The sequence below is a fragment of the Halomonas sp. 7T genome (assembly GCF_025643255.1).
In the GTDB taxonomy this organism is placed as follows: domain Bacteria; phylum Pseudomonadota; class Gammaproteobacteria; order Pseudomonadales; family Halomonadaceae; genus Vreelandella.
Window position 1 is genome coordinate 1,646,092 of record NZ_CP087112.1, and the last position, 25,518, is coordinate 1,671,609.

General features: G+C 52.2%; 20 protein-coding genes. 5 read left to right on the forward strand and 15 right to left on the reverse strand.

The window, feature by feature from the left end:
• Positions 1–8 precede the first annotated feature (8 nt).
• The 3 genes from LOS15_RS07660 (at position 9) to LOS15_RS07670 (ending at position 2,819) form a co-directional block, all read left to right on the forward strand.
• Complete coding sequence (locus LOS15_RS07660; protein WP_263069320.1) at positions 9–968, forward strand: PA2778 family cysteine peptidase; 960 nt, start codon at positions 9–11, stop codon at positions 966–968.
• A gap of 139 nt (positions 969–1,107) precedes the next feature.
• Complete coding sequence (locus LOS15_RS07665; protein WP_263069322.1) at positions 1,108–1,659, forward strand: hypothetical protein; 552 nt, start codon at positions 1,108–1,110, stop codon at positions 1,657–1,659.
• Positions 1,656–2,819 (forward strand): sensor domain-containing diguanylate cyclase, encoded by a 1,164-nt coding sequence (locus LOS15_RS07670; RefSeq protein ID WP_263069323.1) that lies wholly within the window; start codon positions 1,656–1,658, stop codon positions 2,817–2,819. Before LOS15_RS07665 ends, LOS15_RS07670 begins: the two co-directional genes overlap by 4 nt.
• 17 nt (positions 2,820–2,836) lie before the next feature.
• Here the strand turns inward: LOS15_RS07670 and sthA are convergent, their stop codons facing one another.
• From sthA to LOS15_RS07715, 9 genes are all read right to left on the reverse strand, one after another.
• Positions 2,837–4,228, reverse strand: a complete 1,392-nt coding sequence (gene sthA / locus LOS15_RS07675) for a Si-specific NAD(P)(+) transhydrogenase (protein ID WP_263069325.1) — start codon at positions 4,226–4,228, stop codon at positions 2,837–2,839.
• Between the two features lie 107 nt (positions 4,229–4,335).
• Positions 4,336–4,590 (reverse strand): (Na+)-NQR maturation NqrM, encoded by a 255-nt coding sequence (gene nqrM, locus LOS15_RS07680; protein WP_263069326.1) that lies wholly within the window; start codon positions 4,588–4,590, stop codon positions 4,336–4,338.
• A 169-nt stretch (positions 4,591–4,759) separates the two neighbouring features.
• Positions 4,760–5,992 (reverse strand): NADH:ubiquinone reductase (Na(+)-transporting) subunit F, encoded by a 1,233-nt coding sequence (gene nqrF, locus LOS15_RS07685; RefSeq protein ID WP_263069328.1) that lies wholly within the window; start codon positions 5,990–5,992, stop codon positions 4,760–4,762.
• A 69-nt stretch (positions 5,993–6,061) separates the two neighbouring features.
• Positions 6,062–6,679, reverse strand: a complete 618-nt coding sequence (gene nqrE / locus LOS15_RS07690) for an NADH:ubiquinone reductase (Na(+)-transporting) subunit E (protein ID WP_009723509.1) — start codon at positions 6,677–6,679, stop codon at positions 6,062–6,064.
• A gap of 1 nt (position 6,680) precedes the next feature.
• The gene (locus tag LOS15_RS07695; protein WP_263069331.1) at positions 6,681–7,349 is read right to left on the reverse strand and encodes an NADH:ubiquinone reductase (Na(+)-transporting) subunit D; all 669 of its coding nucleotides are present in this window, start codon (positions 7,347–7,349) and stop codon (positions 6,681–6,683) included.
• 2 nt (positions 7,350–7,351) lie between these two features.
• A complete protein-coding gene (locus LOS15_RS07700; protein WP_263069333.1) occupies positions 7,352–8,173 on the reverse strand; it encodes a Na(+)-translocating NADH-quinone reductase subunit C in 822 nt (273 codons plus the stop codon).
• The gene (locus tag LOS15_RS07705; RefSeq protein WP_263069335.1) at positions 8,173–9,399 is read right to left on the reverse strand and encodes an NADH:ubiquinone reductase (Na(+)-transporting) subunit B; all 1,227 of its coding nucleotides are present in this window, start codon (positions 9,397–9,399) and stop codon (positions 8,173–8,175) included. The genes LOS15_RS07700 and LOS15_RS07705 overlap by 1 nt, the downstream gene beginning before the upstream one ends.
• On the reverse strand, positions 9,399–10,748 hold the full coding sequence (locus tag LOS15_RS07710; RefSeq protein WP_263069337.1) for a Na(+)-translocating NADH-quinone reductase subunit A: 1,350 nt from the start codon (positions 10,746–10,748) through the stop codon (positions 9,399–9,401). Before LOS15_RS07710 ends, LOS15_RS07705 begins: the two co-directional genes overlap by 1 nt.
• Positions 10,749–11,082: 334 nt before the next feature.
• Complete coding sequence (locus tag LOS15_RS07715) at positions 11,083–12,546, reverse strand: glyceraldehyde-3-phosphate dehydrogenase (protein ID WP_263069339.1); 1,464 nt, start codon at positions 12,544–12,546, stop codon at positions 11,083–11,085.
• A 275-nt stretch (positions 12,547–12,821) separates the two neighbouring features.
• Between LOS15_RS07715 and mfd the strand changes: the two genes are divergently transcribed.
• Together mfd and LOS15_RS07725 are read left to right on the forward strand one after the other, a co-directional pair.
• Complete coding sequence (gene mfd, locus LOS15_RS07720) at positions 12,822–16,271, forward strand: transcription-repair coupling factor (RefSeq protein WP_263069659.1); 3,450 nt, start codon at positions 12,822–12,824, stop codon at positions 16,269–16,271.
• Between the two features lie 148 nt (positions 16,272–16,419).
• Positions 16,420–17,550 (forward strand): L,D-transpeptidase family protein, encoded by a 1,131-nt coding sequence (locus LOS15_RS07725; protein WP_263069341.1) that lies wholly within the window; start codon positions 16,420–16,422, stop codon positions 17,548–17,550.
• A 100-nt stretch (positions 17,551–17,650) separates the two neighbouring features.
• Here the strand turns inward: LOS15_RS07725 and LOS15_RS07730 are convergent, their stop codons facing one another.
• From LOS15_RS07730 to LOS15_RS07755, 6 genes are all read right to left on the reverse strand, one after another.
• Positions 17,651–17,914: an Lpp/OprI family alanine-zipper lipoprotein gene (locus LOS15_RS07730; RefSeq protein WP_018917296.1), complete on the reverse strand. Its 264-nt coding sequence runs from the start codon at positions 17,912–17,914 to the stop codon at positions 17,651–17,653.
• Positions 17,915–18,138: 224 nt separating this feature from the next.
• Positions 18,139–18,768 (reverse strand): murein L,D-transpeptidase family protein, encoded by a 630-nt coding sequence (locus LOS15_RS07735; protein WP_263069344.1) that lies wholly within the window; start codon positions 18,766–18,768, stop codon positions 18,139–18,141.
• A gap of 154 nt (positions 18,769–18,922) precedes the next feature.
• Positions 18,923–19,387, reverse strand: a complete 465-nt coding sequence (locus LOS15_RS07740; protein WP_263069345.1) for a 2-hydroxyacyl-CoA dehydratase — start codon at positions 19,385–19,387, stop codon at positions 18,923–18,925.
• A gap of 110 nt (positions 19,388–19,497) precedes the next feature.
• A complete protein-coding gene (locus LOS15_RS07745; RefSeq protein WP_263069346.1) occupies positions 19,498–19,959 on the reverse strand; it encodes a DUF6586 family protein in 462 nt (153 codons plus the stop codon).
• A complete protein-coding gene (gene topA, locus LOS15_RS07750; RefSeq protein WP_263069348.1) occupies positions 19,956–22,583 on the reverse strand; it encodes a type I DNA topoisomerase in 2,628 nt (875 codons plus the stop codon). Before topA ends, LOS15_RS07745 begins: the two co-directional genes overlap by 4 nt.
• A 309-nt stretch (positions 22,584–22,892) precedes the next feature.
• The gene (locus LOS15_RS07755) at positions 22,893–25,451 is read right to left on the reverse strand and encodes a DUF3141 domain-containing protein (protein WP_263069350.1); all 2,559 of its coding nucleotides are present in this window, start codon (positions 25,449–25,451) and stop codon (positions 22,893–22,895) included.
• Positions 25,452–25,518: the final 67 nt, after the last annotated feature.

Sequence of the window (25,518 nt, forward strand, 5' to 3'; positions counted from 1 at the left end):
TGCATAGCATGATCACACTGTGTCTAAACGCCCGCTCTGCGGGCGTTTTACTGTTAAGCCTATTGGTTCTTCTACTCACTGGCTGCGCCCGCAGCCCGATACTGCTTGAAAGCACTAAGGCAGAACTCACCCCACACGCCGAACTAACCGAGGTGCCGTTTTTCGCTCAAACCGAATACCAATGCGGTCCTGCCACCCTGGCCATGGTGCTGAACCATCAAGGCGCGGATGCCACCCTTGATGAACTCATTCCTCAGGTGTTTTTGCCAGGGCGTGACGGCAGCGTGCAGCCGGAAATGCTGGCCACAGTGCGCCGTTACGAGCGGTTGGCGATTCCCATCCGTGGCACCATGGATACGTTGCTATCGTACCTGGATGCAGGCGACCCTGTGGTGGTGATGCAAAACCTCGCCCTGCCGGCCTTCCCCATGTGGCACTACGCGGTGGTCATTGGCTTTGACTTACCCAACGAGACGCTGATACTGCGCAGTGGTGAAATTGAGCGCCACACGATGTCGTTCAGCCGTTTTGATGCCACCTGGGCGCGCGCTGATCGCTGGGGGTTTGTGGTCAGCGAACCGGGCAGCCTGCCGGAGGGCGTTACCGCTCGCAATGCCTTGGAAGCCATTAGTGCCTATGAGGAACTACAGGGCAGTCAGGCGGCGCTCAGCAGCTGGCAAGCCTTCGAGAGACGATTCCCGTCTAACGCACTGGGCCAGTTTGCTTTAGGCAATGCGCTATACGCCGATGAGCAGCCTGAGGCTGCCTTGGCTGCATTTGAAACGGCTACGCGCTTAAATCCTACAATGGGCGCCGCATGGCTCAACCTGGCGATTCTACAGTTACAGCAAGAGAACCGCGCCGCCGCCAAGGAGTCACTACGCCAAGCCGCCTCACTAGAGGGCGAATGGCAGCCGCAGGCTATCAACGCGTTAAAATCTCTAAGTCCTTCATTTCCTGAGAACTAAGTAGATAAGGTGAGTCTTTGCGTTTAATCATCCTTTAAAATCATTCTTAGAAAGGATGGAAATCGCAACAAACTTTGTTTAAGTTTGATTATAAACCTCTAACCGCACGGTCAAACTTGGCACCCGATGGAGCCTACCTATGTCTGTCAGCTCGCGCGTGGCACAGATTCAATGGTTTCGTGTTGCTTTTCTCGCATTTTGCATCAGCTTACTCACCTATTGGATGCAACCTTCCTCTCTCTATGCGGGTGGCGTCGTTACGACAAGCCAGTACTCCCCCTCTCAAAACCAACAGCTCGTGATGCTCGTCACTCACGGCTACGACCAGCACTGGCTATCCCTGGCCGACCTTGAAACACTGCCTCTTTTCGATATTGAAATGACGCATCCTGAAGGGCTTAGCGGTATTTTCACGGGGGTGTGGCTAAATGACGTTATCGAGCAGCAAGGTATAACTGCTGATCAACGCATCCGCCTCGTTGCGTTAGATAATTATTCAACGTTTCTCGATGGGGAAGAGCGCGCGCAAACACGCTATTTTTTAGTAACACGGCTTGATGGCGAACCTATTGCGCTTGATAACATGGGGCCATTAATGCTTATTGCCCCCGACAACCTGGCAGCGGTACGCGCTGGAACAATGCCGCTAACTCGCTGGATTTGGTCTATCAAAGAGTTACGACAGCAATGAAAACGCCTCGCCGCCACTCCATCCCCTGGCAATTGGCCACGATATTGGCGGTTGGTGTTAGCGTTGGTGCCTTATTGATCGCGAGCTACGTTTATAACGCACGGCAGCAGCTTGGTGCCGACTACACGGCACTGGTTGGGGATATTGTGCGCGCCCAACAGAGCATTCCTCAATTACAAATTGCCTTGGAAGGTTTTGTAAACAACCCCGAAGCGATTCACCTACGTCAAATTAACCATAGTGTATGGTTGTCTCGCCAGTATCTGAATCACGTAACAAACGGTTTAGCACAATTCCCGCCGCTCTCTCGGCGTGCCGACTACTTAACCGCAGATTTCGAAGCGCTGCCTAATCAATTCGATGCGCTGGAGGAGAGTGCACAAATCGCAGTGGAGACATCGACCCAGTTCACAGAGCTTCAGCGCATCGCCAGTGATTTAGAAGCCAATATGGCATGGGTGTATTTCGAGCTTAATGACGTCGTCAGTAGCGCTGCTGGGCAGCAGCGTTTAGTCATGCAGCGCCTTTCGATTGCTGTTGGTTTACTAGTATCGATGGTCATGCTGATTGCGCTGATACTCTTTTTCGCCGTTGTTCGCTTACAAAACCATAGAAACGCTCTCAAAAAACTAATGCTCACCGACGAACTGACGGGGCTTTATAATCGTCGCCATTTTGTGAAAACAGCGCACGGACAGCTAGCCAATGCCCGGCGTCAACAGCAGCCACTAAGTTTTTTACTAATCGACGTGGACTACTTTAAACGGGTAAACGACTCGCTTGGCCACCCGGTAGGCGATGAAGTGCTGCGCTTAATCAGCGCCTGCATGGAACAGCTTAAACGCCAAGGCGATACGCTTGCCCGTATTGGCGGTGAAGAGTTTTGCCTTCTGATGCCCAACACATCTCATCAAGCCGCCTTACGGGTAGCGGAGAGAATCCGTAATGATGTTGCTCAACTATCCTTCCGCCACCTTGCTGAACTGGATGAGCAAACCGTTAGCATTGGCGTTACCTGCGCCCCTAAAGGCAACCTAACCTTCGAGCAGATGTACTCGCTGGCCGACCAAGCGTTATATAGCGCCAAACATAGGGGACGCAACAGAGTTGAGAGCCTGTTGCCCCCTGAGCCAGCGCCGCACCATGCGGCGCTGAGCTAAAAAGTGGCTAACAGAGGTTAAAAAACGCGGTTCAAGCCATTTTGTGCCGCTACTCGATAGGCTTCAGCCATCGTCGGGTAATTAAACGTCGTATTAACAAAATACTTTAATGAATTCGCCTCCCCTTCCTGCTGCATAATCGCTTGGCCGATATGCAAGATTTCGGAGGCTTGGTCTCCAAAACAGTGAATGCCAAGTATCTCCAACGTGTCCTGGTGGAAGAGAATTTTCAGCATGCCCACTGTATCGCCGGTAATCTGCGCGCGCGCGGTATCCTTAAAAAACGCCTTTCCTACTTCGTAGGGTATTTTGGCTTCCGTTAACTCGCGCTCATTAGGGCCAAAGGAGCTGATTTCGGGAATGGTATAAATACCGGTGGGCACATCGCTGACAAAGCGATACTCCTTTTCCAACAGCTCGTTACAGGAGTTTAGGCCTTGATCGTAGGCGGCACTGGCGAGGCTGGGCCAGCCAATTACATCCCCTGCGGCATAAATCGTTGGAATTTCCGTGCGATAGTGCTCATCTACACTGAGCTGGCCTCGGCTGTTGGCCTCTAGGCCGATATTTTCAAGCCCTAAGCTGTCGGTATTACCGGTGCGCCCATTCGCCCACAAAAAAGCATCCGCACGGATTTTTTTACCGGACTTTAAGTAAACAACGACACCGGACTCATCCCCCTCAACGCTTGCATACTCTTCATTGTGACGAATTAAAACGCCATGTTTGCGTAGGTGGTACGAAAGCGCATCGCTGATCTCATCATCCAGGAAGGAGAGCAGACTATCGCGATTATTAATCAAATCTACCTTAACGCCCAATCCCGAGAAGATGGAGGCGTATTCACACCCGATAACACCGGCGCCAAAAATCACCAGCGTCCGGGGCGTATGAGATAGGCTTAAAATCGTATCAGAGCAGTAAATACGCGGATGACGGAAGTTAATATCGGCCGGACGGTAGGGTCGCGACCCCGTAGCAATCACGATTTTTTTGGCAACCAGCTCCTCCATCCCCTCCTGGCGATCCCTTACCAGTACTGTATGGTCATCTTTGAAACGGGCAACGCCATGGAACAAGTCGATACGGTTACGCGCGTAAAACGTTGTACGCATCTCTACCTGCTTATCAATGGTACTGCGCGAACGCTCCATGACCTTAGGAAACGAAAACCAGCGGGGTTCACCAATATCACGAAACATCCGGTTGGTGTTGAACGCCATGATCTGCTTCACTTGATGGCGCAACGCTTTTGACGGAATTGTGCCCCAATGGGTGCAATTACCCCCCACCTGAGCCTGTTTCTCAACAATTGCCACGCGCATGCCGTGTTTTGCGGCGTTGATAGCTGCGCTTTCCCCAGCTGGGCCAGTACCAATAACCACGACATCGTAATTGTGAACCGCCATACGCTTTGGATCTCCTTATTCCCTTTACATCATTTGCCAACACATACGTAAACGCCCGCGATTAAGCGAGCGTTTAATGTCATTGAACACGCGGGCATCGTTAACGTTTATCGGCGTGTGGCGTCGTAGCCAAGATCCGCACCACGGCTTTCATCGCTACGGCGGCGCACGCTTCCGCGTTTGCGGTTCTCTTCTTCGCACACTTCATCTTTGCCGCCACAGATATCACAGCCCTCTTTAAGGCCAAGCTGATTTAAGCCACCACAAGAGCCTGCAATGGGCTTACGGCCCATCAAGACCCCGACCGCCATTGCGGTCATTACCAACGCCATAAAACCAAACACCAGTAGCCAAATTGCCATATTACTCTCCCGACATTGCATTAACTGCTCACCTGCCGACAACGCTAAAGCCAGTAAGTGCCGTAGATTATGTGCTTATTGTACCTCAGCTACTCCAAAAATGATCAGGCATAAAACAAACGGGGCTGACCCAATGGCCAGCCCCGCATGCAGATCATATACCGGGATATTAACCGCCGAAGTCATCCAGCAGAATATTTTCCGGCTCAACGCCCATATCAAGCAGTAGCTTAATAACAGACGCATTCATCATGGGCGGCCCACACATGTAGTACTCGCAATCTTCAGGCGCGGGGTGGTCCTTCAGATAGTTTTCGTACAACACGTTATGGATGAAGCCTGTCGGCCCTTCCCAGTTATCTTCTGGCTGCGGATCCGAAAGGGCTAAGTGCCACTCAAAGTTCGGGAACTCTTCTGCCAACTGATCGTACTCTTCGTTGTAGAAGGTTTCACGCCAGGAGCGTGCACCGTACCAGAACGAGATTTTACGATCAGATTTCAGGCGCTTGAGCTGATCGAAGATGTGGCTACGCATCGGTGCCATACCCGCACCACCACCGATGAAGATCATTTCAGCATCAGTGTCTCGGGCAAAGAACTCACCAAACGGCCCCATTACGGTTACCTTGTCACCCGGTTTCAGGTTAAAGACATAGGTAGACATAAGGCCCGGCGGATGGTCAGTGCCCGGAGGCGGCGTTGCAATACGAATATTGAACTTGAGAAGACCCTTCTCGTCCGGGTAGTTCGCCATGGAGTAAGCACGAATCACTTCTTCATCATTTTTATGGGAAATTTTGAACATATCAAATTTTTCCCAATCCCCACGATACTCTTCTTCGATATCAAAATCAGAGAATTTAATATCGTAGGGAGGCGCTACCAGCTGAACATAGCCACCGGCGCGGAAGGCAACTTCTTCACCTTCCGGCAGCTTTAAGTTCAGCTCTTTGATAAAGGTAGCGACGTTAGGATTAGCCGTCACCTCGGTTTCCCACTTCTTAACGCCGAAGACTTCTTCAGGCACTTCTACTTTCATGTCCTGCTTAACAGGTACTTGGCAAGAGAGGCGCCAGCCATCTTTCTTTTCACGCATGGTGAAATGCGACTCTTCGGTGGGCAGGATAGAACCGCCACCCTCTTCTACCCGGCACTTACACTGGGCGCAGGAGCCACCACCGCCACAGGCGGAGGAAAGAAAAATACCGTTGGCAGCCAGCGTATTCAAAAGCTTGCCACCCGCCTGAGTCGTCAAGGTGTGCTCGGGGTCACCGTTGACTTCAATCGTCACGTCCCCGCTACTCACTAGCTTGCTACGCGCTGCCAGAATAATCCCCGTTAAGCTAATAACGATGATCGTGAACATGACAACACCGAGCAAGATGACTGATGTATCAACCATGTCGGTTTCCTATTGCTGAGGGTTTTCTGTACCTCGGCAGCCTAGGCTGCCGAGAAAAACCAGCTCCGATTAAAGCTGAATGCCTGAGAAAGACATAAAGCCCAGAGACATTAAGCCAACGGTGATAAACGTGATGCCAAGACCCTGCAAACCGCCAGGCACGTCACTGTACTTCAGCTTCTCACGGATACCCGCCAGGGCAGTAATTGCCAATGCCCAACCAACACCGGAGCCGAAACCGTAGATAACGGATTCACCGAAGTTGTAGTTACGCTCAACCATGAACAGTACGCCACCAAGAATGGCGCAGTTTACGGTAATAAGCGGGAGGAATACGCCTAGAGCGTTGTACAGCGCAGGCACGTACTTATCCAGAAACATTTCGAGGATCTGTACTAAAGCGGCAATAACACCGATATAGCTCAGTAGACCCAGGAACGAGAGGTCAATATTCTCCGCCCCACTGATTCCGGTCCAGGAGAGTGCACCTTCAGCCAAAAGAAGGTTAAACACTAGGTTGTTAACGGGTACTGAAATCGTTAGTACCACGATAACGGCAATACCCAAGCCAAAAGCAGCAGATACCTTCTTTGATACCGCCAGGAACGTACACATCCCCAAGAAGAAGGCCAGAGCCAAGTTCTCAACAAAAACCGAAGCAACGAAAAGGCTTAAATAGTGTTCCATGTTACACGGCCTCCTTCGGCTTGGTGTTGTGCTTCATTTTGAACTCGTTATCTTCTACCTGCTCAGGATTCACTGAACGCAGTACCCAAATCAGCAGACCAATGATAAAGAAGGCAGAGGGCGGCAGAAGCATCATGCCGTTAGGCACATACCAGCCACCGTTTTGTACCGTGGGCAGAATAGTAAAACCAAATACGCTACCAGCACCCAGCAGCTCACGGAAGAAACCAACCACCATCAGGACAAAGCCATAACCTAAACCATTACCGATGCCATCGAGGAACGACATGCCCGGCGTATTGGTCATCGCAAAGCCTTCCGCACGACCCATTACGATACAGTTAGTGATGATCAAACCCACAAACACTGACAGCTGCTTCGACATTTCATAAGCGTAAGCTTTGAGGATCTGGTCAACCACAATAACCAGCGACGCAATAATGGTCATCTGCACGATGATACGAATCGAAGACGGGATATGATTCCGGATCAACGAGACGAACAGGTTCGAAAAAGCCGTTACAAAGATTACCGCTAGCGCCATAACCAGCGACACGCTCATGCTGGTCGTTACCGCCAAGGCAGAACAAATACCCAAAATCTGAAGCGCAATGGGGTTGTTCTTAAAGATAGGCGCCGTTAAGACGCTTTTTGCGTTTGCATCCGCCATGATCAGGCCCCCTCAACGTCGTCGAAGTTGGTGTCGGTATCTTCGGCGTCTTCTGGCTCGGTTCCACTACGGAACTTCGCCAAATACGGACCGAAACCTTCTTCGCTGAACCAGAACTGCAGCATGTTGGTCACGCCGTTACTTGTCAGCGTTGCACCAGATAGTGCATCAACCTCATACTCGTTGCTCGCGCCGCCTTTGGTCAGGTGAATTTCCGGTGAGAGGTCGCCCTCTTCATCGTAAATCTTTTTACCTTCCCACTGAGCTTGCCAACGTGGATTGTTCACCTCAGCACCAAGACCCGGCGTTTCGCTATGGTCGTAGTAGGTGATACTCACGATGGTATTGCCATCTCCTTCAACCGCGAGAAAACCCATCATACGACCCCAGAGCCCTTGACCACGAATGGGTAGAACAATTTGATCGGGGTTTTCTGCATCGCCGACAAGGTAGACGGTCGCGTAGTTCTCAACGCGTGACAGGCCCGCAATATCACGATCACCAGAAAGCGTCCGACCCGTCGCAGGATCGCGAGACGCTTCAAAACCATCGAAGGTGTTGGGGTCGAACTGATCGGTGTATTCACCCGTATTCAGCTCTACCACACGCGCGGTGATTTGGGTGCGGAACGCTTCCTCAACATCCATTCCGGGCTGGTAAAGCCGAGCCACGTTAAGAATGTTAGTTTTACGATCCAGCTCCTGGTTTAACTGCTGGGCAGGGCGCAGTGCCACAGCTGCTGTCGACACAATCACCGAACACACGATGCACAGCGAAAATGCTACGATCAGGATCTTCTTTATGGAGTTGTTACCTTGTGCCATTAGGCAGTCTCCTCGGCCGGAACGCCAGTCCGCTTGAGACGGCGCTTAATATTGGCCTGGACGAACATGTGGTCAATCAGCGGCGCAAACAGGTTAGCAAACAGGATGGCTAACATGATGCCTTCCGGGAAGGCCGGGTTTACTACGCGAATCAGCACGGTCATCACACCAATTAGCGCACCAAACACAAAGCGCCCTTGGTTAGTCATGGAAGCAGACACAGGATCTGTTGCCATAAACACCATACCGAATGCGAAGCCACCGATCACTAGATGCCAGTACCACGGCATATCGAACATCGGGTTGCTGTCAGAGCCGATCAGGTTAAACAGGGTACTGGTAATCACCATACCCAGGAATACACCTAGCATGATCCGCCACGAAGCAATTCGGGTCCACAGCAGCACCGCAGCGCCGATAAAGATCGCCAGCGTTGACACCTCACCCACTGAACCTGGCACAAAGCCTAAGAAGGCGTCCCACCAAGTGAAAGTGTTCGTCAAGGCGGTCATGCCGTCTTGGAACGCCATCGAGAGTGCAGTCGCCCCTGTATAACCGTCAGCGGCCACCCACACTGCATCACCGGAAATTTGCGCCGGATAGGCAAAGTATAGGAACGCGCGGCCAGTTAACGCAGGGTTTAGGAAGTTTTTACCCGTACCGCCAAAGATCTCTTTGCCGATAACGACACCAAAGGTAATGCCCAGGGCAACCTGCCACAGCGGAATCGTTGCAGGCAAAATTAGCGCAAAAAGTACAGAGGTAACGAAGAAGCCTTCGTTCACTTCATGACCGCGCTTAATAGCAAACATTACTTCCCAGAAACCACCTACCGCAAATGTCACGAGGTAGATAGGCAAGAAGTACGTGGCACCCAGCACGAAGTTGGCCCACAAGCTGCTGGGATCATGCCCACCGGCCAGGGTCATCATAATGGCTTCGCGCCAACCGCCCATGGAAGCGTAGCCCGCTTCAATGGCAGTATTCGCCTGCCAGCCTGCATTCCACATGCCAAAGAACATTGCCGGGAACGTACACATCCAGACAGTGATCATAATGCGCTTAAGGTCAATACCGTCACGCACGTGGGCAGTGGTTTTTGCCACGCTAGGCGGTGAGTAGAAAACGGTATCTATCGCTTCGTAGAGCGGGTAGAACTTTTCGTACTTACCACCTTTGTGGAAGTGCGGCTCGAGATTATCGAGTGTTTGTCGAATACCCATCATCAGGCCTCTTTCTCGATCATGGTGAGATTGTCACGCAGGATGGGGCCATACTCGTATTTGCCAGGGCAAACATACGTGCAAAGCGCCAAATCCTCTTCGTCTAACTCAAGACACCCAAGTTGCATGGCAACTTCAATGTCGCCCACGATCAGCGAACGCAGCAGCTGCGTTGGCATTACATCCAAAGGCATAATGGTCTCATACGCGCCTACCGGCACCATGGCACGTTCAGAGCCATTGGTTGATGTCGTCGGTGCGTAATTATGCAGGCCTTTAAGCTTAGAAATATAAATGCCAAGAACTGAGTGACGGTTCGCGCCAGGAGATAGCCATCCCATAAAGGTGCGCTTATTGCCTTCTTCCAGCATGCTCACCTGATTATGGAAACGCCCCAGAAAGGTCAGCTTACCCTCGGCGGCAAAGCCCGAGAATACAGAACCTGAAATTACACGGGTGTCTTCCGGTTGGATAACTTCACCTGCAAAGAGTTCATCGGTGCTAGCACCCACACGGGTACGCAGCAAACGAGGATTTTCTGCACGCGGGCCACCCACCGCGATAACGCGGGTCATATCGAGCTGCCCTTCAACAAACAGCTTGCCGAACGCGATAACGTCCTGATAGCCGATGTGCCACACTTTTTTATGCAGTGCGACAGGCGAAAGGTGGTGGATATGCGTCCCTACCAAGCCCGCAGGATGCGGCCCAGCAAAACTTTCGGTTGTAACACCGCTAACATCACTTCCTGGCAAGGAAGCGTCAGCACCCGTGCACAGAAAAACGTTGCCCTCGGTCAGGCGGGTTAGCACCTTGAGGCCGTCTTCAAATGCTTGGGCATTTTCGTTGATGATTAAGGCGGGGTCAGCGCTTAGCGGATGCGTATCCACAGCGGTGACAAAGATATCGGAAGGTGTACTGTCGATAGCTGGCGTACGTGAGAATGGACGGGTGCGCAAGGCAGTCCAGAGTCCAGACTCAACCAGCTGGTCGACAACGACCTGACGCTCTAGCTGCCCCAAAGCACCACGATCATGAGACGCGAATGTCATCGCTTCTTCATGTTCATCGACTTTAATAACGACAGACAGCAAACGGCGTTTCTCGCCACGGTTAATTGCTACAACTTCACCGCTGGCGGGCGCTGTAAAGCGTACACCATCAATTTTCTTATCGGTGAAGAGCAATTGGCCTAGTTTGACCTTATCCCCTTCCTGAACTTCCATCGTTGGCTTCATGCCAACGTAGTCGGTGCCCAGGATTGCCACGTGGCGCACACGCCGCGCATCTTCAATACGCTGCTCGGGCGCTCCCGTGATGGGGAGATCCAGGCCTTTTTTGACTTCGATCATAGTCTCGCCCAGTTGATGGATCGGATATACGAAGGTAAGGGGTTCGAATGCTTATTTTCTGCTCAGTGAATTCTTGTTTTTCTGTTCAGATTGTTACCAGTCAGGCCCAAGCACGCTTGAACCACCCCGAAAAATCTAACGTATTATAAAGATAAGCGCGGCCAATGACCACATCCCTGAGGGCCTCCAAAGGTGCTATATGCTTTTCAGATAGGTTTGTTTCTGGTACCAAAACGCCACCCGAAGGTGGCGTTGATAGCAAAGGCTTAAAGAGCGAGCAAAACCGTGCTCTTTCCTTTCCTGTCAAAGAAAGGCCTTTATGCTGGGCGTAAGATCAACCTACTTGACGGGGCAGCTTCACGAACTGCACGTTCGACATCTGCTGAAGAATACGAATTACCTGGCAGCTGTAACCGAACTCGTTATCGTACCAAACGTATACGACAGCATGGTTTCCGTTAGCAATCGTCGCTTTGGCATCTACAATGCCCGCATGACGGTTGCCAACAAAATCAGAGGAAACCACTTCTGCTGAGTCGACAAAATCGATCTGCTTCTGATAAGCCGAATCAATCGACATACGGCGCAAATAGTCGTTTAGCGCTTCAGCATCGGTACCTTTCTCTAACGTGAGGTTCAAAATCGCCATGGAAACGTTGGGCGTTGGCACACGAATAGCATTGCCCGTCAGCTTACCTTCAAGCTCCGGCAGCGCTTTAGCAACCGCTTTTGCCGCACCCGTCTCGGTCAACACCATATTAAGGGCTGCGCTGCGTCCACGACGGTCACCCTTGTGGTAGTTATCGATTAGGTTTTGGTCGTTGGTGTAGGCATGCACCGTTTCAACATGACCGGTTACCACACCGTACTCATCGTTGAGCACTTTGAGCACAGGCACAATAGCATTGGTGGTACAAGACGCCGCCGAAACAATACGGTCTTGATCGCTAATGGTGTTGTGGTTAATACCGAAGACAATATTTTTAATATCGCCTTTACCCGGAGCCGTTAGCAGCGCTTTCGCCGCACCTTTGCACTCAAGGTGCTGACCTAGGCCGGCCTCATCACGCCAAATACCCGTATTGTCTACGATCACCGCATTATTAATGTCATACGCGGTGTAATCGATTTCACTGGGCGAATCAGCATAGATTACCTGTACTACGTTACCGTTTACGATAAGCGTACGCGCATCAACATCAATTGAAATGGTACCTTCGAAAGGCCCATGAACGGAGTCGCGGCGAAGCAGGCTAGCGCGCTTTTCAAGATCTTTTGCTACGTCACCACGGCCACGTACAACAATCGCGCGTAGGCGCAGCAAGTTACCACCGCCAGCCTTTTCAACCAGCACACGGGCCAACAAGCGACCGATACGGCCAAAGCCATACAGCACCACGTCCTGCGGCTCGCCAGTGCTAGCGCCTGGCGTATAGCCATTGATGATATCGCTTAACTCATCGCGCAGAAAAGCGTCCAGATCGCCACAATTTTGGCGCTTAAAATTGACAGCTAACTTACCCACATCGACATGTGCAGGCCCTAGATTTAGCTCGCTCATCGCTTTAACGATGGGGAACGTATCTTCAACAGACAGCTCGGTACCTTCAATCTTACGCACAAAGCGATGATCTTTGAGAATACGAATAACCGACCGTTTGATCAGCGAACGTCCGAACATGGTGGCAACAACGTTGTTCTGACGATAAAGCTGTCCGACAAGCGGAATCATCTGCTCTGCCAAAGCTTCGTTGTGTTGCCAATCCTGAAAAACGTTTTCGAGAGCTTGCTGACTCACGTGCGGCCTCATTGGGTAGTGAAAACAGGGTCGTAAAGAAAAAACCAGCGTGCATTATCCTGGGCTTAAGGCTGAGTAGCAATCAAAGGTTAGTCGCACAGCATGTAGGGGGATTACAGAACTCGGCCGCTGACTACAAACTCCCAATAATAGCGAAGCATTTAAACGCACCGGCAGAGCATCGCCACTCACACTGACCCATCAGGGTCTCTAACTAAAAGTATCGATCGTGTATGATTCAGGTTCCGTTTCAGCGCAAAAACGATACCGTACCTATGCCTTCTTTCTCTCTGCTCGAACCGCCCCAGCCTCAAGGGACTCGCGACACGCTCTATCTAACAGCGCCGCCGGGCAGTGCGACTGCCCTGGCGCTCGCCCAGATAGCATCCAGCGCGCCACTACTGGTCATTACCCCCAGTACCGCCAGCGCCCAGCGCCTGGAGCAAGATTTAGCGTTCTATAGCACCGTACCTGTTCTGCCCTTCCCGGACTGGGAAACGCTGCCATACGACAGTTTTTCACCCCACCAGGATATTATTTCTGCTCGCTTACGCACTCTTAAGCAGCTTCAAGATGGGGTACGCGGGATTGTATTGGTTCCTATCAATACGTTAATGCAGCGCTTACCGCCGGTGGAATATATTGCTGGCAGGGTGATGACCTTGCAAACAGGCGCCAAGCTCCATCGTGAAACGTTCAGGGAATCGCTCTCCCGAGCGGGCTATCGTGCTGTGGAAACCGTGTATGAGCCGGGTGAGTACGCCATGCGCGGTGCGATTATCGACCTTTTTGCCATGGGTATGGATGAACCCATTCGAATCGACCTGTTTGATGATGAAATTGATACGCTGCGTCATTTCGACCCAAGCAACCAGCGCTCCACTGACAAACTAGATCGTCTTGAGCTACTTCCGGCCCATGAATACTCATTAAGCCGTAGTGCCATTGCCTGCTTTCGAGAACAGTTTGAAACCCTGTTTGACGTCGACCCACGCCAAAGCCCACTTTATAACGATGCACTTAAGGGGATACCTTCTCCTGGGCTTGAGCACTACTTACCGCTATTTTTCGAACAAACCGCATCGCTGTTTGACCATGTGACTGACGACACGCGCATAGCGCTGCTGCCCGATGTATACCCAGCAGCCGAACAGCATTGGCAAGCTATCGAATCACGTTATGACAATCTAGGAGTCGACCCAACAAGGCCTTTAATACCACCCCATCGTGCGTTCTTTCCCGTTAGCGAGGTCTTCTCAGCGATCAAAGCGCGCCCTCGCATAGAGCTTACCGAAGAGGAGGCGCATCGCCACGCGCTAACACCTAACGCACAAGCACTGCCTTCTTTGGCGATTAATGCGCGAGCAAAACAGCCGCTTAGCGCGCTATCCGACTTTTTGAACTCTCAGCCCCAGACGCGGATTCTCTTTGCGGCTGAATCCAGAGGACGCAGAGAAGCACTAGAGGAAATCCTTGCGCCACTGCAACTGCAACTGCCCCACGCAGAGAGCTTCCACGCCTTCTTGCACAGCCAGCACACAATGGCCATCACGGAAAGCCAAGTGGGAAGCGGCCTGTGGCTTACTGAACCCAATGTTGCAGTCATTAGCGAAACAGAGCTGTTTGGTGACGTGGTTCGCCAAAGCCGCCGCCGAGAAAAAGCGACTGACGATAACGAATTGGCGGTTCGGCACTTATCAGAGCTAAAGGAGGGCGCCCCCGTTGTTCACCAAGCCCATGGCGTTGGCCGCTACATAGGGCTCGAAACGCTAGAGGCAGGCGGGCAAGCCAATGAATTTTTAGCGCTCTCTTATGCCGATGGCGCAAAGCTCTATGTCCCTGTCGATAGCCTGCATTTGATTTCACGCTACAGCGGGGCAGATGATGAACTCGCTCCCCTGCACAAGCTAGGCTCTGATCAGTGGGAAAAAGCACGCCGCAAAGCCGCTGAAAAAATCCGTGATACGGCGGCCGAGCTACTCGATATTTATGCCCGTCGCGAAGCCCAACAAGGCGTTGTGTATGACATGCCGGCTGACGAATATAGCCGCTTTTCAGCCAGTTTCCCGTTTGAAGAAACCCCCGACCAGCAGGCCGCTATTGAGGCGGTCATCAGCGATATGACCTCCCCTCAACCCATGGATCGCGTGGTATGTGGTGACGTCGGGTTTGGTAAAACCGAAGTCGCTATGCGCGCAGCGTTTTTAGCCGTGCAATCGGGCCGCCAGGTAGTGGTACTGGTACCCACTACGCTGCTGGCCCGCCAACACTTTGAAAACTTCCGCGACCGCTTTGCTGATACCGCTGTCAATATTAGTCTGATTTCTCGCTTTACAGCGGGTAAAGAGATGACCCAAACGCTAGAGAGCATTAAAGAGGGTCGCACAGATATTGTCATTGGCACCCATAAGCTGCTCTCAAAAAGCGTTGAGCTACCTAAAATGGGGCTTTTGATTATTGATGAAGAGCACCGCTTTGGGGTGGCTCAAAAGGAGAAGCTCAAGACGCTGCGCGCAGAAATCGATATTTTGACGCTGACTGCCACGCCTATTCCGCGCACTTTAAACATGGCGATGAGCGGCATTCGCGATCTTTCGATTATTGCCACGCCACCCGCCCGCCGCCTGTCGGTCAAAACGTTTGTGCAGCAACGCGACGACAGCATTGTTAAAGAGGCGCTTTTGCGCGAAATTCTTCGCGGCGGCCAAGTCTATTTTCTCCATAACGAAGTCAAAACCATTGAGAATGCTGCCGAAAAAATCCGAGAGCTGATACCAGAAGCCCGCGTGGCCGTCGCCCACGGCCAACTGCCTGAACGCAGCCTAGAGCGAGTAATGTCAGACTTCTACCATCGTCGATTCAACGTGCTGGTGTGCTCCACAATTATAGAAACAGGTATTGACGTGCCCAGCGCTAACACCATTTTAATCGAGCGCGCGGATAAATTTGGTTTAGCACAGCTGCATCAGCTTCGAGGCCGCGTGGGTCGCAGCCACCATCAAGCCTATGCCTACCTGCTAACACCGCCCCCGAAGGCGATGACAAGAGACGCCGTGAAGCGCCTTGAGGCGATTAGCGCCTCTGATGATCTAGGCGCTGGTTTTACCCTGGCAAGTCACGACATGGAAATACGCGGCGCCGGTGAGCTACTGGGTGATGAGCAGAGTGGCCAGATGGAAACGATTGGCTACACGCTGTATATGGAAATGCTCGACCGCGCCGTAAAAGCAATTCGTGCGGGTAAAACCCCTAATATCGACGCCCCCTTTAATAACGGCGTAGAAATCAGCCTTAATTTACCGGCCTTAATACCCGACGACTATATTCATGACGTACAGCAGCGTCTCGTGATGTATAAGCGCATTGCCAATACTCAAAGCGCCGCCGAACTTAAAGAACTTCAGGTAGAGCTTATCGACCGGTTTGGCCTGCTTCCTGCCCCGCTGAAAAACTTAATTCGGCAAACTAAGCTCCGCCAACGCGCCGAACAGCTAGGCGTGGCTCGCATCGAAGCAGGCGAGAGCAAAGGTCGAGTGCTGTTTAACAGCGCTACTCAAGTAGACCCATTGACATTAGTGACACTGATTCAGAAATCTCCTCAGCACTACCGTTTAGATGGCTCAGACACCTTACGATTTGAATTTTCAATGGAAACGATCGAGCAGCGTTTTGAAAAGGTTGAAACTCTACTGACCACACTGAATCAAAAAGTAGCGGCGGCGTAGACCTTGGGGCAAACTTATACCTAAGCAGCATATTGGAAACGTCAATAAGCCAAAGCGACGTACAAACAAGGGTGTTCCACCCAGGCAACAGCAACTTTGCATTACCTGACTTGCCTTAACTCAACTGCATTCACGATTAGGATCGACCATGAACACTCGCCATATTTTCAACTTATGGGGCCCTACTAGCCTAGCTGTACTGCTAGCGGCCAGCCTTTCTGGGCCAACCTATGCCCAGTCTTTAGGCGAGCAGCAGAACGCTGACGGCTCCGCGGAGGTTATTGACATCGCTGTGGCTGGTGCCGAGCAGGTAGCAGATCACCGCGAACTTCCTCGCGGCCATTTTCGTTTACCCGACAATGGCGATATCGTTGGCGAGTACTACACCATCACCGTTGAGGATCAGGAGGAGACCCTCATCGATATCGCCCGTCGGCATAATATCGGCTTCGAAGAAATCCGCCTGGCTAACCCAGACGTCAGCTTATGGGTTCCCGGTAAAGGTACAGAAGTCGTAATCCCCACTCGCTATATATTGCCACCGGCTCCCCGTGAAGGCGTCGTCATCAACCTTTCAGAACTGCGGCTGTATTACTACCCTGCCGATAATCCCGGCATCGTAGAAACGTATCCCGTCAGTGTTGGCCGCGACGGCTTTGCCACTCCAGTAGGCATTACACGCACCACGATTAAGGTGAAAGATCCCGCCTGGGCTCCCCCCGCCTCAATGCGCCGCGAAGCAGCTGCGCGCGGAGAGCCAGCCCCTGCCATCGTCCCTCCCGGCCCAGACAACCCCCTTGGCCGTCACGCCATTTTATTAGATATGCCTAGCTATCTCATTCATGGCACGAACCGCCCAGATGGCGTCGGCATGCGTGCTAGCCGTGGCTGTATTCGCATGTATCCTGAAGACATTGAATCACTCTACGAGCGCCTCCCCAGCGGAACCAAAGTAAATTTGATGGACGCGCCCTTTAAAGCTGGCTGGGCGGACGATGGCACGCTATTCGTGCAAACCTTCCCGCAGCTTGAAGAGAATATTGATGACTCTGAGCCGCTGCAGGATGCCTTAGCCCGACTCAATGATTTGGTTCAAGATCAAGTTGATGTGAACGAAGAGCAGGTGAAGCACGCGATCGAAAATCCGAACGGTCGTTTTATAGCACTTTATGGCCCGCAGGCGCCAGAAGAGGAACCTGAGCAAACACCCCTTAAACTAGAAGGTTTGCTTGAAGAAGTTGAAGTGAGCACGGCTGTTCGCATTGACGGCGAAGCCTAACGTTGTCGCGGCCTGAACATAAAAAACCCCGCCGAGGCGGGGTTTTTTCACATCTACAGCAACTACTGAGCCAAATAGATGCTCAGTAGCCCAAGCAGAATTACTTCTGCATGGAACGCTGGAACATGCGGTTCATTTCTTCACGGTTCTGCTCAGACATCTGCAGAGCAGCTTGCGCGTCACGCTGAGCTTGGTTAGCAGTGTTCAGCGCTTGTGAAGCCATGCTGCGAGCTTCTGCAGCGTCAGCCTGTGCAGATTCTGCAGTCATGCGAACTTCTTCCAGAGCGCTGGTAGAAGCACAGCCAGCCAGAATTGCCAGAGAAGCGGCAGCGGCAGTCATTTTCAGAGTAGTCTTCAGAGTCATAGTGTTCTCCTTGAGTCTTCCTTGGGTACAACGTTAAGGGTATGACAAAAAATAAGGCTAAAGTACTAGCTTAAATTTGTCTACCTGCGGTGCAGGTTCTTTAAAGCGACCAGTGCAAAGCATAATCTTCTAAGCACACAAGTCAAACGCTGTTTTATAATAGACGACAGCGGTTGTCTATAGCCACTCGCTTAAAACCTCGAACTTCCTTCAACGACATAAGCCTAGCGGATCACCACGCGAGTGCCAACACTTACTAACCCGGCAACTCGCTCGATTTCTTCATTAGTGACTGCCACACACCCTTGTGTCCAGTGATAGCTGCCATGAATATCTGGGTCTCCCCCACCAATGCCATGAATACCTATTGCACCCCCTAAAGCAGTGGTTTGCGGAGGATAGCCATGGCGCCGATAGTAATCGAAGTAGGCTTCATAATCTTCTTGAGAATAAATACCTTTCTCAAGCGCCATCCGAGCATGCGGTGGCGTAGGATAATCGATCCCTATGAAAATATGCCACTGACTTTCATAATTAAATCGATTGACACGAAACTCACCCAGCGGCGTAACGTTATCGCCACGCACGCGCTGGGTCTTTGCACCCGCACGGCCCAATGAAATTGGCGCGATACGCTCAACTAACGCATTTCCACGGAAAACGCTTAACGAGGCCTCTTTATCGTCAATAAGCAGCCAAAGTTCATTGCTATGACGTGGGACGTGGGCCCGTGAAAGCAGCGTTTCGATAAGATCCGTTGGCTGATAATCACTCACGGAACTGATCGTGGTTGCGTTGGCAGCTACCGGCCAGCTCAGTGCTAACGCCAAAAATCGGCGGCGGTTTAAAGGCATCGTTATGGCTCTCACTTTAGGCCAGCATTACAGGCCAAATAAGGCATTTATGAGGGCTTTTATACCTTATAAACGCTGCCACTGTCAGCGATTTCACTGCACAAAAACCATTTTTCCATCATGGCGAGCATCATCAACTCATTTTAAACGCTGGTTAAAGATCTTCAAACTCCTGCATGCTGGTCACTAACTTGCGTGCTTCAGCATTATGCCCTGCTGCTAATGCCTCAAAGAACTCTTCTTCAGGCTCTATTTTAGAGCGTGAAGCGCGATGTTCATAAAGAGCTTGCAAATTACGATGGGACTCGACTGCAGTTACCATTATTTCATCCACCGAACCTGCTATCGAGCGTTCAGCCAGTGCTTCTAATAAAGGAGGTTGGGGAAAGTCGCCGGATTCATCAAACCATAGCTCTAACACTTCACGCTGATCATTACCATCGTGGAAAAGCGCTTCCAACCCGGTCTTCATTTTTAACTCGCTAGAAGCGAGGTAGGATAGCGCCATCGCGAGACGTTGATTCTCCGTCTGTTCAGCAGCCTCTGTGTACTGGCGCGCCATTCGCGCATGGTAGCCTGCCGCCCACTCGATGAGATCCTTGACTTGGTTATAGCGCATCCATATCTCCTCTTTTGTTGTTTAAACAACCTGGGGGCAAATCGGCGCATTTCAACTGCTAGTGAATAGCGCCGATTCAGTCGACCCCATGCCAGCGACGAGCGGATCGCCTACCACTCCTCGCTCGTCTCACGCAGCGAAGCGATCTCTTGTTTGGCGGCTGTTAGGTTCTCCAACAGCTGCTCCGCCAGCGAACGCTGGCTGCCAACGGCAATCATGGCAGGGTTGTGCACGGTACGGCGCGCAGCCCCTTCGTCGCTGTGCAGCCTATCAAGCTGCCCAACCAGCCAATGAAGCCAGTGTTCGGGCTGATGCATGGCGTCACGCAGGCGCTGAAGCTCGGCCACATCGAGGCCATCGCTGGCAAGCAGCGCGCGCCACTCGTGGTTCGTTAGCCGTGCGTGCTCGGTCACCTCTTTGAGCAGTGACCCCAGCGCCAGCTCGAACAGCGCTAGCGCGCTCTCTTCGATGGCCATTTGGCGGGCTGGGCTGTGCTCGTCATCGCCTACTGGCAAGCCCACCAGCAGCTCGGCTTGATACAGCAGTTGATTGGTACGGGAACGGGGGCTCACTTACGCTTATCCTCCACATGCCATTTGCCGGCTTCATAGGTTGCTTTCCAACCGGTCGCCTTACCCTCTTCGTCGGTCATGACAAACTGCTCTTTATTCTTACGCGAGAAACGAATTTGTGCTGGGCGTCCGTCCGGATCTTCACTCGGCGCTTTCAAAATAAAGTGATACTTCTCTGGCAGTTCGTCGGCATGGGCCTTCAGCTCTTTGACCAGAGGGGGCCGCGTCTCGCGGTTTTTTGGGAACTTACTGGCAGCCAAGAACAAGCCGCTAGCACCATCGCGCAGTACGTAATGATCATCCACCTTTTGACACGCCAGTTCCGGCATAGGAATAGGGTCCATCTTAGGCGGCGCCACCTCACCACTTTTCAACAGCTTACGGGTATTTTTACACTCACTATTGGTACAGCCAAAATATTTACCAAAACGACCAGACTTAAGCTGCATTTCAGAGCCGCACTTATCACATTCAATGACGGGCCCATCGTAACCTTTGATTTTGAACTTACCCGCTTCGATGTCATACCCATCACAATCGGGGCTGTTACCACAAATATGCAGCTTACGCGTTTCATCAATCAGGTAGCTGTCCATGGCCGTACCGCACTTCGCGCAGCGATGTTTGGCACGCAAAGCATTCGTTTCTGCTTCCTCACCGGCATCTTCAGCCACGGCTTCTTCACCTGGAATCAGGTCAATCGTCGTTTTACAGCGCTCTTTAGGTGGCAAGTTATAGCCACTGCAACCGAGGAACACGCCTGTTGATGCAGTACGAATCTGCATTTTACGGCCACAGCTCGGGCAGTCGATATCGGTCGGTACCGGCTGGTTGGGACGCATACCGTCTTCACTTTCAGCCTTGCTCAACTCTCCGCGGAACTCTTCATAAAAGGCATCTAGCAGCGCTTGCCAGTTACGCTCCCCTTCAGCCACTTCATCTAGGCTATCTTCCATGCGCGCCGTGAAGGAGTAGTCCATAAGGTCAGGGAAAGACTCTTTTAAGCGCTCGGTCACGATATCGCCCAGCTTTTCAGCATAAAAACGACGGCTTTCCAGCTTTACATAACCACGATCCTGAATCGTCGAAATAATAGACGCATAGGTAGATGGTCGGCCAATCCCCTGTTTCTCCAACTCTTTTACCAAACTTGCTTCCGTATAACGCGGAGCAGGCTTAGTAAAATGCTGCTGGGGATCAAGCGATTCAAGACCCATCGGCGTCCCTTTGGGTAAGTCTGGCAGGCTTTGATCTTCATTTTTACCGCTTGGCCTCATGACCCGGGTATAGCCGTCAAACTTAAGGACTCGCCCTTTGGCGCGCAGGTCGTAACCGTCGACTTCCACACTCAACGTACTGGAAAGGTATTCGGCAGGTGTCATTTGACACGCCACGAATTGCCGCCAAATAAGCTCGTAAAGGCGTTCTGCGTCTCGCTCCATACCGGAGAGATCCGTTGCCTTGCGCTCAACGCTAGAGGGACGGATCGCCTCGTGGGCTTCCTGGGCACTCTCTTTGCTGCTGTAGCGGTTAGGCGCCTCGGGCAAATAACGCGCTCCGTACTCCTCACCAATAAACGAACGCACGCTCTCCACTGCATCTTTCGACAGATTCGTAGAGTCAGTACGCATATAGGTTATGTAGCCTGCCTCATAGAGACGTTGGGCCATGGTCATGGTCTTTTTAACCGAAAACCCTAACCGGCCGCTGGCTGCTTGCTGAAGCGTTGAGGTAATGAACGGTGCCGTGGGCTTCGAGCTGGTCGGCTTATCTTCCCGAGAGGTAATGGACAGCTTGGCTTTGCGCAGCTGGGCAATGCGATCCATTGTCTCTTTTTCGGAGGTGGGCCGGAACGGTTTGCCATCCTGACGAGCCAGCGCAAAACGAACCAACTCACCCTCAGGGGAAACGAGATCCGCGTGGACATCCCAAAACTCTTCGGGAATAAATGCACGAATCTCTCGCTCGCGCTCGACAATGAGACGCACCGCCACCGACTGTACACGACCGGCTGAAAGACCACGGGCAATTTTGGCCCACAGCAGCGGCGAGAGCATAAAACCTACCACACGGTCGAGAAAGCGGCGCGCCTGCTGGGCTTCGACACGTGGAATATTGAGCATCCCAGGCGCCTTAAAGGCATCTTGGATAGCGTTCTTGGTAATTTCGTTAAACACCACGCGCTTGTAGCGGCTGTCATCGCCGCCAATCGTCTCACGAAGGTGCCACGCAATCGCCTCCCCTTCGCGATCCAAATCCGTTGCGAGATACACGGCATCGGCTTTCTCAGCGAGCTTTTTAAGCTCAGCAACTACCTTTTCTTTGCCGGGAAGCACTTCATAGTGAGCCTCCCAACCGTTATCAGGGTCAATGCCCATGCGCCGGATCAACTGGTCGTGGGCCTTGCGCTTCTTATACTCAGCCTTCTCCTCCACGGACATCTTACGTGTTGCCGCGGCCTGGCGAGCGCGCTCCTTCGGGTCGGAGGCTGCCTTACCTGAGCCGCTGGTCGGTAGATCACGTATGTGACCCACGCTCGACTTGACGATGAAATCGTTGCCGAGGTACTTATTTATCGTCTTCGCTTTCGCTGGCGATTCGACGATGACCAGTGACTTGCCCATAGTGCTCCATTTTCCTATTGCTTAGGCTATCCAGCCCATGCTCTGAATACGGCGCCGCATCAATTAACATTAGCGACTGCGTGAAAAATGCGCCTACCCTACCCCAGCACTTCTCTAAGCGCTAGTGGCAACCCAGGCGTAGGACACCACACTGAACGTGACGAGGGCGATGCTGTTGCCCATAAATTTTTTACCACAAAGTAGCTAGACACTAGACTGCCACTACGTAGACGGCAACCCAAATAGATACAAACAAACAAAACGCCCCTGCTTATGAGCAGGGGCGCAAGGCGTGATCAGGCCCTTTTTTTAACGCTTACGGGGTGTTTTACGTCGCGAGACTGAGGCGAGCTTTGGCTTTTCTCCCTCGCTGGTCTTTTCTGGCGGCGTTGCCTCCTGCTTATTGTCAGCTAAAGAAGGCGCATCGTCGGCTGCCGGCGTTACAGTGGCGTGCTCCTCGCTGGTTTTAACAGCGGATTCAGAGACATCTTCATCGCTATTGCTAGCCACTTTCAGCTCTTCTTTTTGAGCAGGCTTCTCAGGCACCTGCGCTGCTGATGCTTTTTTAACAGGCGTTGGAGTAGCCGACTGTTTAGTCGCAGCAGGTTTGGGCTTTGCTGGACGCGCTTTATCAAACAGGGCTTTTACCTGATCGAAGCGCTCAGCGGCATGCTCTGACAATTCGCCACTAGCTGCAAACACGTGCTCTAAGTGCTCAATTTGACTATCGATTTCCTCATTATTCTGACCCTTAAGAAGGTCAGGCAACGTATTAAGCGCCTGCTCCCGATCCATTTTGAGGATAAAGAACTGCTCACGCACCAAGCGTTTGAAATCGCAAAGAGAAGTGGTCGGCTCAAGCTCGGCGCGAGAAGCGCGTAGCCGTTTAAAGTTACGCTCATCCGTGGCTGGCGCGCCGCCTAGCACATAAATAATTGAGCGCATTGAAGCCTCATGGGCACCGCCATGAGAGAACTTTTCACGCAGCTCGTTTTTGCGGTTCTCAAGAAAGCGGCGATGTTCAGGCTCTGCGCCGGGACGACGGCGATGCACATGCGCATCGCCATGCAAGCCAACCGCCGCTTGCAGCAAAGGCTGACCATAAATGTCCATGAATAGGCGTTCAGTCGAGCTGTCACGCAGATCGCGCCAGGCATTGAGCCCCGCTGTAATTTGGTCAGAGGCCATCGTCTCCAGGGCTTTAAAGAGGTTATCCTGACCGATCTCTTGACGATGGCGGCGTACGGTTTCTGCCATAACCGGCAACGGCACGGTTAATGGATTGCGATCAGAAAGCAGTTTGTAACCTAGACGAATCGGATGCATGCGACGAGTCCAGCGCGCCGCTTCCGGTGTCATTACCGCACGTAACCAAGGCTGCACAAAGAGACGGTAAAAACCTAGATTTATCTCGGAAATGCGGGCAACGGTTGCGAAACGCCGATCATCCTCTGGCTTATGCATCACGTCACGATCTAGCTCTTCAAAGTTACGCGAAGTGAACTCTAGTAGATAATCCCGCTCGATCAGCTCAGCGTCATCGCGCTCACTGGCATGAGACACCGTCGTTTCGTAAAGCCCTGGCGGCATTACATCGATGTAATCCATGTTCGCCGTAAACTCTGAGTGCTCCTTACGAGAGACACTGCCAGAAACGAAGATTCCAAGGTGCCCAGTTGTATCATGAAGGCAGTACACAATGGTCTGTTCGTTAGCGATGATATCGTCTTCACCTTCGTATAGATCACGAATCCAGCCAAGCGCTTGAGGAGGCGGCGTAATGTCATCGCCGCGTGAACAAAACACGACGACCGGAGAGCGTACGTTGCGCAAATCAATACGACGCCCATCACGAGTGACGAGTTGCGCTGTGGATAGGCGATTTCCAACGAAGAGGTTATCCACGATGTACTGAATTTCTTCGCCACCCAAAACCACGTGGCCGCCCCACCAGCGTTCAAACTCCAGATACCGCTCTTTTTCGGTATCGATATTGGAATAGAGGTGGAACTGTTTTTTCCAATACGTATTGGCCGGGTTGAGCCGCTCAAAATTTTGCACCAACCAAGCGCCATCAAAGAGGCCGTTACCTAAATCACTGGTTAACGCCGTAATCCAGCTTCCCCCTGTCATGCCGCCGGTATAACGCATAGGCGCCTTACCATGCTCGCCCGCCCAGTACGAAAGCGGCGCGCCGGCTATTAAAATGGGGCCAAAGACGTCGGGCTCTAACGCAGCGGCCATCATAATCTGCCATCCCGCCTGACAATTGCCTACCACCATCGGCTTTTCAACCGTATCAGGGTGCAACGCAATAACGTGACGCAGGAAGGCAACTTCTGCTTCGACCACGTCTTCAACGGTTTGCCCAGGCTCAGGGAAAGGTAAAAACCCAATAAAATAACAGGGATGGCCAGCCTTTAAGGCGACCCCAAGCTCACTATCCGGCTTGAAGCCACCGATGCCAGGGCCATGCCCAGCGCGTGGGTCAACCACAACAAAAGGCCGCTTCTGGGGGTCAATTTGTGTATTGGCAGGGGGAAGAACACGCAAAAGTTCGTAGTTCGTTGGCTGGGGCAGCGTACGCCCATCGAGCAATACCTCGGTATCAAAACCAAGCACATTGGGCTTGGTCTGTTCCATATGTTCCAGGTATTGATTGCCGCGTTCGCGCATCGTATCCCAATAGAGAATGTTGCGCTCAACACTGTCGCGCCAGTACGACATGGCGGCACGCCCAAACCCAAAAGGATCAATGACGCTAGCAAGGGCTTCCCCGCCGGGTAGCGCTGTTAAATCATTCGTTGCTCCTAGCCAAGCGTTACTGAGCTGCTGACCAGGTAATAAAGGATTAGCGAGAAAGTTCATGGATCCTCCCATTGGATTGATGCGGGGCATCAATCCCGAAGCAATGATGCTGCAATGCAATATAGTT

Bases quoted from the DNA above. Each gene is read 5' to 3' on its own strand.
- nqrE (WP_009723509.1), bottom strand. From the start codon at position 6,679: ATGGAACACTATTTAAGCCTTTTCGTTGCTTCGGTTTTTGTTGAGAAC.
- nqrF (WP_263069328.1), bottom strand. From the start codon at position 5,992: ATGGTTGATACATCAGTCATCTTGCTCGGTGTTGTCATGTTCACGATC.
- LOS15_RS07660 (WP_263069320.1), top strand. From the start codon at position 9: ATGATCACACTGTGTCTAAACGCCCGCTCTGCGGGCGTTTTACTGTTA.
- LOS15_RS07735 (WP_263069344.1), bottom strand. From the start codon at position 18,768: ATGCCTTTAAACCGCCGCCGATTTTTGGCGTTAGCACTGAGCTGGCCG.
- topA (WP_263069348.1), bottom strand. From the start codon at position 22,583: ATGGGCAAGTCACTGGTCATCGTCGAATCGCCAGCGAAAGCGAAGACG.
- LOS15_RS07755 (WP_263069350.1), bottom strand. From the start codon at position 25,451: ATGAACTTTCTCGCTAATCCTTTATTACCTGGTCAGCAGCTCAGTAAC.
- LOS15_RS07710 (WP_263069337.1), bottom strand. From the start codon at position 10,748: ATGATCGAAGTCAAAAAAGGCCTGGATCTCCCCATCACGGGAGCGCCC.
- sthA (WP_263069325.1), bottom strand. From the start codon at position 4,228: ATGGCGGTTCACAATTACGATGTCGTGGTTATTGGTACTGGCCCAGCT.
- LOS15_RS07725 (WP_263069341.1), top strand. From the start codon at position 16,420: ATGAACACTCGCCATATTTTCAACTTATGGGGCCCTACTAGCCTAGCT.
- LOS15_RS07665 (WP_263069322.1), top strand. From the start codon at position 1,108: ATGTCTGTCAGCTCGCGCGTGGCACAGATTCAATGGTTTCGTGTTGCT.
- LOS15_RS07730 (WP_018917296.1), bottom strand. From the start codon at position 17,914: ATGACTCTGAAGACTACTCTGAAAATGACTGCCGCTGCCGCTTCTCTG.
- LOS15_RS07700 (WP_263069333.1), bottom strand. From the start codon at position 8,173: ATGGCACAAGGTAACAACTCCATAAAGAAGATCCTGATCGTAGCATTT.
- LOS15_RS07705 (WP_263069335.1), bottom strand. From the start codon at position 9,399: ATGATGGGTATTCGACAAACACTCGATAATCTCGAGCCGCACTTCCAC.
- mfd (WP_263069659.1), top strand. From the start codon at position 12,822: ATGCCTTCTTTCTCTCTGCTCGAACCGCCCCAGCCTCAAGGGACTCGC.
- LOS15_RS07695 (WP_263069331.1), bottom strand. From the start codon at position 7,349: ATGGCGGATGCAAACGCAAAAAGCGTCTTAACGGCGCCTATCTTTAAG.
- LOS15_RS07670 (WP_263069323.1), top strand. From the start codon at position 1,656: ATGAAAACGCCTCGCCGCCACTCCATCCCCTGGCAATTGGCCACGATA.
- nqrM (WP_263069326.1), bottom strand. From the start codon at position 4,590: ATGGCAATTTGGCTACTGGTGTTTGGTTTTATGGCGTTGGTAATGACC.
- LOS15_RS07740 (WP_263069345.1), bottom strand. From the start codon at position 19,387: ATGCGCTATAACCAAGTCAAGGATCTCATCGAGTGGGCGGCAGGCTAC.